The organism is Cognatilysobacter lacus, assembly GCF_008274655.1.
Taxonomy (GTDB): domain Bacteria; phylum Pseudomonadota; class Gammaproteobacteria; order Xanthomonadales; family Xanthomonadaceae; genus Cognatilysobacter; species Cognatilysobacter lacus.
In genome coordinates this window covers 1-10,129 of record NZ_VTRV01000097.1, presented here as the reverse complement: position 1 = coordinate 10,129, position 10,129 = coordinate 1, and the positions used below count along the sequence as shown (strand labels likewise).

The 10,129-nt window shown below is 67.9% G+C and carries 8 protein-coding genes; 5 read left to right on the top strand and 3 right to left on the bottom strand.

Translation table 11 applies throughout. The features are described from left to right. Positions 1–366, bottom strand: a 366-nt coding sequence (locus tag FW784_RS09435) for a hypothetical protein (protein WP_149353096.1), incomplete at its 3' end; no start/stop codon positions are given. Between FW784_RS09435 and FW784_RS09430 the strand changes: the two genes are divergently transcribed. Further along, positions 365–1,777: a pyridoxal phosphate-dependent decarboxylase family protein gene (locus FW784_RS09430; protein WP_149353095.1), complete on the top strand. Its 1,413-nt coding sequence runs from the start codon at positions 365–367 to the stop codon at positions 1,775–1,777. The genes FW784_RS09435 and FW784_RS09430 overlap by 2 nt on opposite strands. Positions 1,778–1,969: 192 nt before the next feature. Here the strand turns inward: FW784_RS09430 and FW784_RS09425 are convergent, their stop codons facing one another. Then, positions 1,970–3,088: an extracellular catalytic domain type 1 short-chain-length polyhydroxyalkanoate depolymerase gene (locus FW784_RS09425; RefSeq protein WP_149353094.1), complete on the bottom strand. Its 1,119-nt coding sequence runs from the start codon at positions 3,086–3,088 to the stop codon at positions 1,970–1,972. Between the two features lie 295 nt (positions 3,089–3,383). Between FW784_RS09425 and FW784_RS09420 the strand changes: the two genes are divergently transcribed. The 4 genes from FW784_RS09420 (at position 3,384) to FW784_RS09405 (ending at position 9,324) form a co-directional block, all read left to right on the top strand. Continuing rightward, positions 3,384–3,986: a fasciclin domain-containing protein gene (locus FW784_RS09420; RefSeq protein WP_149353093.1), complete on the top strand. Its 603-nt coding sequence runs from the start codon at positions 3,384–3,386 to the stop codon at positions 3,984–3,986. A 242-nt stretch (positions 3,987–4,228) separates the two neighbouring features. Next, positions 4,229–6,424 carry a catalase/peroxidase HPI gene (gene katG / locus FW784_RS09415; protein ID WP_149353092.1) on the top strand — a complete coding sequence of 732 codons (2,196 nt, stop codon included), beginning with the start codon at positions 4,229–4,231 and terminating at the stop codon, positions 6,422–6,424. A gap of 94 nt (positions 6,425–6,518) precedes the next feature. After that, positions 6,519–7,001 carry a hypothetical protein gene (locus FW784_RS09410; RefSeq protein ID WP_205123592.1) on the top strand — a complete coding sequence of 161 codons (483 nt, stop codon included), beginning with the start codon at positions 6,519–6,521 and terminating at the stop codon, positions 6,999–7,001. 337 nt (positions 7,002–7,338) lie between these two features. Continuing rightward, on the top strand, positions 7,339–9,324 hold the full coding sequence (locus tag FW784_RS09405) for a M13 family metallopeptidase (protein WP_235893637.1): 1,986 nt from the start codon (positions 7,339–7,341) through the stop codon (positions 9,322–9,324). 30 nt (positions 9,325–9,354) lie between these two features. On the opposite strand, the gene FW784_RS09400 is transcribed toward FW784_RS09405, so the two are convergent. Next, positions 9,355–10,129, bottom strand: a 775-nt coding sequence (locus tag FW784_RS09400) for an MBL fold metallo-hydrolase (RefSeq protein ID WP_149353090.1), incomplete at its 5' end; no start/stop codon positions are given.

Here is a 10,129-nt window from a genome sequence, read left to right as displayed (position 1 = left end):
CAAGTTGGCGCCGCCGTTCGGATGGTGCACGGAGCCTGGGAAAGCGGAGCGGCGCGAGCTTGCAGCCGTGACCCCGCCCGTCACTGCGTCGGTGTGGGCCATGCGTGCAAAGGCCTCGGCCGCGCGCGTGGCCAACGCGACGTCGTCGTGGCAGCCGAGCAGCGCGATGACGAGCTTGCCGTTCGCTTCTGCGAGTGTGTCCCCGTCGTGGATCGACGTGGCGGGCAGCCCCTCGGCACGGCGCGCGCCGTTCGCCTGGTCGATGCGGTCGAGCAGGCTGCTCAGCGTCGCACGCGCGCGGTCCGCAGGTGCGGCGGCATAATCCGTACGGGTCGTTCCCGGCCCGCGGACGCGGAGGTGTCGCATGGACTTCGACGATTTCCAGCCGCTGCTTGCGCGAGCGCAATCGCACGCGGCGCATTTCATCGACGCATTGCCGGAGCGCTTCGTCGGTGCGCGCGCCGGACGCGAAGAGATGATGGTGGCGCTCGATGCGCCGCTTCGCGACGCCGGGGAGCCCGGCGAAGCGGTGCTGGACCTGCTGGCCGCCAGCGCCCCGCGCGGCGCGCAGGCGTGCGCGGCGCCCCGCTATTTCGGATTCGTCATCGGGGGCACGCTGCCGGTGGCGTTGGCCAGCGACTGGCTGGTGTCCACGTGGGACCAGAACGCCGGCATCCACGTCATCTCGCCGCTGGCTGCCGCGGTCGAGGAAATCGCCGCGCGCTGGTTGCTCGAGCTGTTGGACCTGCCGCGCGAGAGCGGCGTCGGTTTCGTCACCGGCTGCCAGATGGCGCATTTCACGTGCCTGGCCGCCGCGCGACACGGCGTGCTGCGACGCGTCGGCTGGGATGTCGAGGCGGACGGCCTCATGGGTGCGCCGCGGATCCACGTCGTCGCGTCCGCCGAAGCACACGTGACTGTGGACGTCGCACTGCGATATCTCGGCATGGGCACGCGCTCGCTGGTGCGCGTTGAATCCGATGAGCAGGGCCGCATGCGGCTCGAGCACCTGCGCGACGTCGTGGCATCGCTCGACGGCCCCGTCATCGTCTGCGCACAGGCGGGCAACGTGAACACCGGCGCGTTCGATCCGCTGCGTGGAATCATCCAAGCGGCGCGCGAGCGGGGCGCCTGGGTGCATGTCGATGGCGCATTCGGGCTGTGGGCGCGCGCGGCCGCAGGTACGCGTCCGCTGGCTGACGGGATCGACCTGGCGGATTCATGGGCCACCGACGCGCACAAATGGCTCAACGTGCCGTACGACAGCGGCGTTGCGATCGTGCGCAATGCGGAGGATCACCGCGCGGCGATGACCGTTTCGGCCGCTTACCTGGTGCAGACGCGAGGCGCCGAGCGCGACGCGGTCGACTGGGTGCCCGAGTTTTCGCGACGCGCTCGCGGCATTCCGGTGTACGCGGCGCTGAGGACGCTCGGGCGCGACGGCGTCGCCGACATGGTCGAACGCTGCTGCGCGCATGCGCGCCGGTTCGCCGCACGGCTGGGCGCGGCGCCGGGCGTGCGCGTTTTGAACGACGTGGTGTTGAACCAGGTGCTGGTGCGTTTCGGCGAGGACGACGAAAGGACTCGCTCGGTGGTGAGTGGCGTGCAGCAGGAGGGCACGTGCTGGGCGAGCGGCACCACGTGGCATGGCATGGCCGCGATGCGCATCTCGGTATCCAACTGGGCGACGACCGAAGAGGACGTCGACCGCAGCGTCGAAGCAATGCTGCACGTGCATCGCGAACTTGCGGCACGAGCAGCAACATCGACTACATGAGCTGCATCCCGGCACGCACGCGGCCGGTGCCGGGCTTTGCGGCGTCGCGATAATCCGGAGCCGGGCACGGCGGCGTAACGCCACCCGCAGCCGTCGCGGAGGACGAACCACGCGGATCGCTGCCGCTCCGCAAGGCAACGCCCCGAGGACGCTGCCGCGCGGAAACACCGCGCATGGCGGCGTGCGCGTGCGTCAACCCTGCTGCAGGAAGAACGCCACCATCGCGGCCGAGGCATCCGGCCCGGCCGCATCGGTATACGAGCCCGCGGGGTCGCCACCGCTCCACGCGTGGCCGGCGCCATGGACAGTCCAGCGTTCGAAGCGCCGCACGCCGGCATCGTCGCTCGCTGTCTGCCGCGTATAGGACTGCCCGCCGGTCGAGCGGCCGCTCTCGCTGGTGACGTTCAAGCCTGCCTGCAATGACTGGGCCGCGATGGCATCGGCGTTGGCGTGCGCGACGGTGCGGTCCGCATCGCCGTGGAAGAGGATCGTCGGGATCCTTTGCGCCGCTTGAATGGCTTCGCCTGCGGTCGCGCCTCGCCCCTGCATCGTCGCAAACGCCGAAGGCATGTCGTGCGCGCTGGCATACGGCAGGCCCGAATGCACGCCAATGGCGCGCACCAGATCGGGTCGCGTGCGGCCCAGGATCACCGCCATCGCCGCGCCCGCCGAGAGACCGGCAACGAAGATGCGCAACGTATCCACGCGATATTCGAGCGCCACCTGGCTCACGATCCCCGCGAGCACCGACGGCTCGCCGGCGGTTGCGCGCTGGTCTTCAGGGCGGAACCAGTTCCAGCACTTCGCGTGGTTGGCCTTGCCGACCTGCTGCGGATACGCAACGAGAAAGCCGTGGCGATCCGCAAGCGCGTTCATGCGCGTGCCGATCGCAAAGTCCTCCGCGGTCTGCGTGCAACCGTGCAGCATGAGGATCAGCGGCACCGGTGCACCGTCCGGGTCGTAGCCAAGCGGCAGGTACAGCCGGTAATCGCGGCGCCCGTGGGCGTTGCCGAACGTCCCATGCAGGAATTGCCCGCGTGACGTGACGCGCCCGGTGGCGACGTCGCCGGCGTCGGGCAATACCTCGTTCGCGGGCTCGGCATCGATGAACTCCGCGGCGTCGCGCGGAGCCTGCAGGCCCGCAGACGCGAGCGCACGGTCGATGGTCGCGCGGATCGCACCGCCTGCGCCCGAATGGTCGAGGCCCGCCGCCGACAGCGCCTGCGCGATCTGGTCGGCCACGTTTGAAGCGGGCGCATTCGACGATTGCGCTCGCTTGCCGAGGCCGAAGATCTTGGTGAGAGGCTTCATTGGGATTCCGCTAAAGGTGTCTGCTGCACTGCAGCATACGTGGCGTGGATAAACGGGCCGTCACGCTGTCGGGCTCGCCTGCACGCGCGGTCGACGTAGCGCCACGAAGGGAAAGGGTGAGCTACCGCGGCACGGCCGTGCAGTCGGCGAGCGGCACGATGAAGCCCGCCATTGCAGCGGCCCCACGTATTCGTGCTGCATCCGACGCCGGCGTAGCCGCGTATGGGGAGTTGCAAGGCGATACCGGCGCCACACGCGCCGTCACGCCGTCGCACCCCTTCCCTCGGAGACTCCAATGAAGACTCGAATCATTTCCTTCGCGCTCGCCTCGGCCGTGTCGCTTTCGCTCGCCGCATGCTCGATGGGCAGCATGAACGCCCGTGACTCGATGGCATCGGCCGACATGCAGGCCGGCGCATCGAACCCCATGGTCGGCGGCGCCGCGATGCTGCGCAGCCGCGACATCATCGAGAACGCGGTCAACTCGGCCGACCACACGACGCTCGTTGCCGCGGTCAAGGCTGCAGGCTTGGTGGATACGCTGAAGAGCGCGGGCCCGTTCACTGTTTTCGCGCCCACTGACGCCGCGTTCGCGAAGCTGCCTGCCGGTACGGTCGACACGCTGCTGATGGCGCAGAACAAGCCGATGCTCACGTCGGTGCTGACCTACCACGTGGTGCCCGGTCGGATCGATGCGGCGGAACTCGGCCGTCGCATCCGCGCTGGCGGTGGCAGCGCGATGTTGACCACGGCCCAGGGCGGCATGCTGACCGCGCGCATGCGCGGCAACGACGTGGTGATCGTCGACGCGCACGGCAACACCTCGGTCGTGACGACGGCGGACGTCTACCAGAGCAACGGCGTGATCCATGTGGTCGACACCGTGCTGATGCCCTGATCGACGACAGCGCATCGCGCTTGAAGCTGCGATGCGAGCAAGGGGGGCCCGGCAATGCCGGGCCTTTCGTCGTTTCCGGCGGTGAGTGACCCGCGATAGCCGGCTCCTATCGAGCCGATGAGAACGTTCGATTTCTGAAAACCGGATTGCCGGGTTACGTTCGCTGCATCGACCGCCGGGCCCACGGCCGCTCGTCGAACGACGCACGCCACGCCTCGCAGGCATCCAGGAGCAAGACACGCATGAACGCCGAATCCCAGTGTCCCATCGCGAATGTCGCGAAGCCGAAACAGTCGCGCACCAATGCGCACTGGTGGCCTGATCAGTTGAACCTCGGGATGCTGCACCAGCACTCGAAGCTCGGCGATCCGAACGTCGAGGACTTCGACTATCGCGCCGCGTTCGGCAAGCTCGACCTCGACGCGGTCATCGGCGACCTGCACGCACTGATGACCGATTCGCAGAGCTGGTGGCCCGCCGACTATGGCCATTACGGTCCATTCTTCATTCGCATGGCCTGGCATTCGGCGGGAACGTACCGAATCTTCGACGGCCGCGGCGGCGCGCGCTCCGGCGAGCAGCGTTTCGCGCCGCTCAACAGCTGGCCGGACAACGGCAACCTCGACAAGGCGCGCCGGCTGCTCTGGCCGATCAAGCAGAAGTACGGCAAGCAGCTGTCATGGGCCGACCTGATGATCCTCGCCGGCAACGTCGCACTGGAATCAATGGGCTTCAGGACGTTCGGCTTCGGCGGCGGGCGCGAAGACATCTGGGAGCCGTTGCCGATCGACTGGGGCCCGGAATCCACGTGGCTCGGCGACGAGCGCTACAGCGGCGAACGTGAACTCGCCAACCCGCTGGCGGCGGTGCAGATGGGCCTGATCTACGTGAACCCGGAAGGGCCAAACGGCAAGCCCGATCCGCTCGGTTCCGCGCGCGACATCCGCGAAACGTTCGGCCGCATGGCGATGAACGACGAAGAGACGGTGGCGCTCGTCGCGGGCGGTCATACCTTCGGCAAATGCCATGGCGCGGCGCCTGCGCACCACGTCTCGCACGAGCCCGAAAACTCGAACATCGAGGAGCTCGGCTTCGGCTGGAAGAACGCCTACGAGAGCGGAGTCGGCCCGCATGCGATCACCAGCGGCATCGAAGGCGCGTGGACGCCGACACCGACACAGTGGGACATGAGCTACTTCGAAACGCTGTTCGGCTTCGAATGGGAACTCACCACCAGCCCCGCGGGCGCGCACCAGTGGAAGCCCGTCGGCGACGCCGGCCGCAACGTGCCCGACGCGCACATCGCTGGACGGGTCCACCAGCCGATGATGACCACGGCCGACCTGGCGCTGCGATTCGATCCCGCCTATGAACGCATCTCGCGCGATTTCATGGCCAACCCGCAGAAGTTCGCCGACGCCTTCGCGCGCGCGTGGTTCAAACTCACGCATCGCGACATGGGGCCGAAGGCGCGTTACCTGGGGCCGCTCGTGCCGGCGGAAGACCTCATCTGGCAGGACCCGATTCCCGCGAGCGACCACGCGCTCGTCGACCGGGCCGATATCGAGGCGCTGAAATCCAAGCTGCTCGCTTCCGGGCTCGCGATTCCGCAGTTGGTCAAGACCGCGTGGGCATCGGCGTCGACGTTCCGCGGCAGCGACCTGCGCGGCGGAGCCAACGGCGCGCGCATCCGGCTGGCGCCGCAGAAGGATTTCGAGGCGAACGAGCCCGCCGAACTCGCACGCGTGCTCGCGGCGCTCGAGCAGATCCAGCGCGGCTTCGATGCCGGGCAGAGCGGCGGAAAGCGCATATCGATGGCCGACCTGATCGTGCTGGGCGGTGTCGCCGCGGTCGAAGCCGCGGCACGGGCTGCCGGACACGACATCGCCGTTCCATTCACGCCGGGCCGCACCGATGCGACGCAGGAGCAGACCGACATCGACTCGTTCCGTGTGCTGGAACCCGTCGCCGATGGCTTCCGCAACTACGTGCGACGCGGCGCGGAGGACACCGTCGCCGCCGCGCTGGTCGATCGCGCGAACCTGCTGATGCTCACCGCGCCCGAAATGACGGCATTGGTGGGCGGCATGCGCGCCCTGGATGCCAACACGGGTCATGCGTCGCATGGCGTGTTCACCGACCGCCCGGGCGCGCTGACGCCCGACTTCTTCCGCAACCTGCTCGACATGCGCACCGCGTGGCGGAAGTCGGAGACGCAGCCCGGCGTGTTCGAAGGCCGCGACCGTGCAACCGGCGAGTTGCGCTGGACCGCGACCATCGCCGACCTGATCTTCGGCTCGAACGCGCAGCTTCGCGCGCTGTCGGAGGTCTATGCCGCGTCGGACGGCGAGGCGCACTTCGTCAGGGATTTCGTCGCGGCGTGGACGAAGGTGATGGAACTCGACCGTTTCGATATGCGCTGCGCCAAAGCCGCTTGAGGCTGCGTGGGGTGCGAAGCGGTCATTCGCATCCCCTGCACAGCGCAGGTTCAATCCTGCGCCGGTTACGCCTGACGGCACACAAGGACTCACCATGAACACGAACATCGACGGCCTGTTGCAGCAACTCTCCAACAGCGGCAACGAGCCTGTGCCGCACGAGGCGCGCGAGCAGTTCCAGCAGATCGCCCAGTCGGCGCCGCCCGAGGCGTTAAGCCAGGGGCTGCAGGACGCGTTCAACTCGGACCAGACGCCGCCGTTCGCGCAGATGGTCGGCCAGTTGTTCGGCCACGCGAATGACCAGCAGAAGAGCGGCATCCTCGGCACCCTGTTGGGCGGCCTTGGCGGTGCGTCGCACCCGGTGGTGCAGCAGATCGGCACCAATCCGAATCCGCAGCAGGCGGCGCAGGTTTCGCCGGACCAGGTCCAGCAGATCGCGCAGCAGGCGCAGCAGGGAAACCCGGGCATCGTCGGCCAGATGAGCCAGTTCTATGCGCAGCACCCGGTGCTGGTGAAGTCGCTGGGCGGCATGGCGATGGCGCTGGTGCTGGGTCGGATGCACTCGCCGCGCCGCTGAGTTGCCGAGACATTCGCGGCGGCAATCGGCCACCGCGATCATGTGATCGAAAAGGCCGCGCTTGCGTGGCCTTTTTCGTTACGCGCTCTGTGGGGGGACAGGCGCCGAGCACGCGCCGAACCTGCCAATCCCCCGCCCGCGCCGAGGGCGCCAACTGAACTCCGTTTGTCCAGCTGATGAACGAAGCCGGCGACGTGCGGCGCCCGGGACCTTCGGCGCTTGGCGGCAGGGCCGCCAGCGGGCACAGTGCGCGCTTCATTCCCGCCTCGGAGTTCCGATGGGTCGCGCAACCTCGTTCGCTCGAACCGTGCTTTTTGCCGCATGCCTCGTTTCTTCCGTGGCAGTCGTGGCCAGTCCGGGCAAGCCGAAGGACTTCCTTGCTGCCCACCTCGACACGTCGGTAGACCCGGGCGTCGACTTCTTCCAGTACGCCAACGGCGGCTGGCTCAAGGCGCACCCGATCCCGAAATCCGAGTCGAGCTGGGGCATCGGCAACGAGGTCGACGACGAGCTCTACGCGCGCCTTCGCACCATCAGCGAGGCCGCCGCGAAGGCCCACGGGAAGGCGGGCACGGACCAGCAGAAGATCGGTGATTTCTGGGCGACCGGGATGGATGCGGCCAAGGCCGACCGTCTGGGCGTGCACCCGCTCGACGCCGAGCTTGCGCGCATCGATGCGATCCGCTCCGAACAGGACGTGCTCGACACGGTGTTTGCGTTCAAGCCGATCGGCGTCGACGCGCTGTTCCACGTCAGCGTCGGGCAGGACAGCAAGGACAGCTCGACCATGGCGGTGCAGTTGCACCAGGGCGGGCTCGGCCTTCCCGAGCGCGACTTCTACTTCAACGCCGAGCCCGGCGTTGCCAAGTTGCGCGCCGCATATGTCACGCATATTGCGCGCAGCTTCGAGCTGCTGGGGCGCGATCCCGCCGCTGCAAGAACATCGGCTCTGCAGGTGATGGCGTTCGAGACCGCGCTTGCGCAGGCGTCGCGCAAGCTCGCGGACCTGCGCGACCCCGAGAAGAACTACAACAAGATCGTTCCCGCCGACCTCACTGCGAAGTACACGCCCGGCATCGACTGGGCCGCGCACCTCGCGGCGTGGAAGCTGCAGCCGGCCTACGTCGTCGTCGGCCAGCCCGAGTTCTTCGCCGCGCAGGACAGGCTGCTGCGTGAGACACCGGTGCCGGTACTGCAGGACTACCTGCGCTATCACCTAGTCGACAGCTACGCGCCGTATCTGTCGACCGCCTTCGACAATGAATATTTCGACTTCCACCACCGCGCCATGGCGGGCCAGCAGGAACAGCGTCCGCGGTGGAAGCGCACGCTCGACGAAGAAAACGACGCGATGGGCATGGTGCTGGGCCGCATCTTCGTCAGCAACTATTTCCCGAAAGCGTCGAAGCGGCGTTACGAGGCAATGGTCGAATCCATCCGCGATACCTTCCGTGCGCGCATCGAACGACTCGACTGGATGGGGGGCGATACAAAAGCCAAGGCACTCGTGAAGCTTGCAGCGATCACGCCGAAGGTCGGTTACCCGGACAAGTGGAAGGACTACTCGACGCTGGTAGTGGGTCGCGACTCGTACGCGGCGAACGTGATGAGCGCGCAGCGCTGGCAGTTCGAGGACAACCTTGCGAAGTTCGGCAAGCCGGTCGATCGCACCGAATGGGACATGACGCCGCAGACGTACAACGCCTACTACAACCCGTCGAACAACGAGATCGTGCTGCCGGCCGCGATCTTCATGGTGCCCGGCGTCCCGGATGCGAAGGTCGACGACGCCGTCGCGTACGGCTATGTAGCCGCGAGCACCATCGGCCACGAAATCACCCACGGCTTCGATGACGAGGGCCGTCAGTTCGACGCGAAGGGCAACCTGTCCGGCTGGTGGACGGCGCAGGATGCCGACCGTTTCAACGCGGCGGCCAAGAAGATGGTGAACGAGTTCAACGCGTACGAGCCTTTGCCCGGCTTGCACATCAACGGCCAGGCGAGCCTGGGCGAGAACATCGCCGACTACGGCGGGCTGTTGCTGGGCCTCGAGGCATTCCAGAAGACGCAGCAGTACAAGCAGGGCAGGCCGATCGGCGGGCTCACGCCGACGCAGCGGTATTTCCTCGGCTACGCGCTCGGGTGGATGTCCCAGCAGCGCGAGGAGCGGCTACGCCAGCGCCTGCTGTCGGACGTCCACGCGCCCGCGAAGTGGCGCGTGCTCGGGCCCCTGTCGAACATCCCGGACTTCTACCAGGCCTTCAACGTGAAGCCCGGGCAGCCGATGTGGCGCGCGCCCGAGGATCGCGTACAGATCTGGTAGGCCGGACCCGCAGGCGACTTGCGCGCGTCGTCAGCCGACGCGCAAGACACTGTGCGGGTGGCGCGCCGACCATGCGTCGAGGGTCTTCGAGCAGTGCGCGGGAATCACCCACGCGTCCGGGTTGTCGCGCTGGAAGCGGCGGATGCGTTCGAGCGTGTCGGCGTAACCGGCATGGTCGTGCGTGGCCAGCGTGCGTGCGAGCCACGGCAGTCTGCGGGGGCGGCCCAGCTGGTCCGACTGCCAGCAGGCATCGGCGACGAGGAGCGTGCGCGCGCCGCCGGTTTGCAGCGCAACGCCGAGCTGGCCCGACGCATGGCCGGGCAGCTCCACAAGCTGGACGCTGCCGTCGCCGAAGAGATCGAAGCTTCGCTGGAACGCGGCGAGCTCGGCGGGCGCCGTCGCGAAGCCGTTGGCGTCGACCAGATCGAGACGCCCGGCGAAATCCGCTGGCAGCAGTTCCGTCCAGATCTGCGCATGCATCCGGCTGATCGGTCCGCGCTGTACGCAACGCCACGCGTCGGAATGCGCGGTGAAGCGCGCTGCGCTGAACGCGGCCAGCCCGCCGATATGGTCGGGATGGAAATGGCTGATCACGACGCGACCGATGCTGCCGGGTTCGATGCCACGTGCCGCAAGCAGCGCGGCTGCATCGCCGTGCGGCGGGCAGCAGGCCCCGACCACCGCACGGTAGACGCGACGCAGGCCGCGGCGCATGGCATCCCGCGCCGGGGCGCCGTAGCCACAGTCGAACAGGGTGCGGCCGTGGACCCGGTGCTCGATCAGGGCCCAGCCCGCCGGAAACGCG

Coding starts and splice junctions, on each gene's coding strand:
- FW784_RS09430 (WP_149353095.1), top strand. CDS start 365: ATGGACTTCGACGATTTCCAGCCGCTGCTTGCGCGAGCGCAATCGCAC.
- FW784_RS09425 (WP_149353094.1), bottom strand. CDS start 3,088: ATGAAGCCTCTCACCAAGATCTTCGGCCTCGGCAAGCGAGCGCAATCG.
- FW784_RS09420 (WP_149353093.1), top strand. CDS start 3,384: ATGAAGACTCGAATCATTTCCTTCGCGCTCGCCTCGGCCGTGTCGCTT.
- katG (WP_149353092.1), top strand. CDS start 4,229: ATGAACGCCGAATCCCAGTGTCCCATCGCGAATGTCGCGAAGCCGAAA.
- FW784_RS09410 (WP_205123592.1), top strand. CDS start 6,519: ATGAACACGAACATCGACGGCCTGTTGCAGCAACTCTCCAACAGCGGC.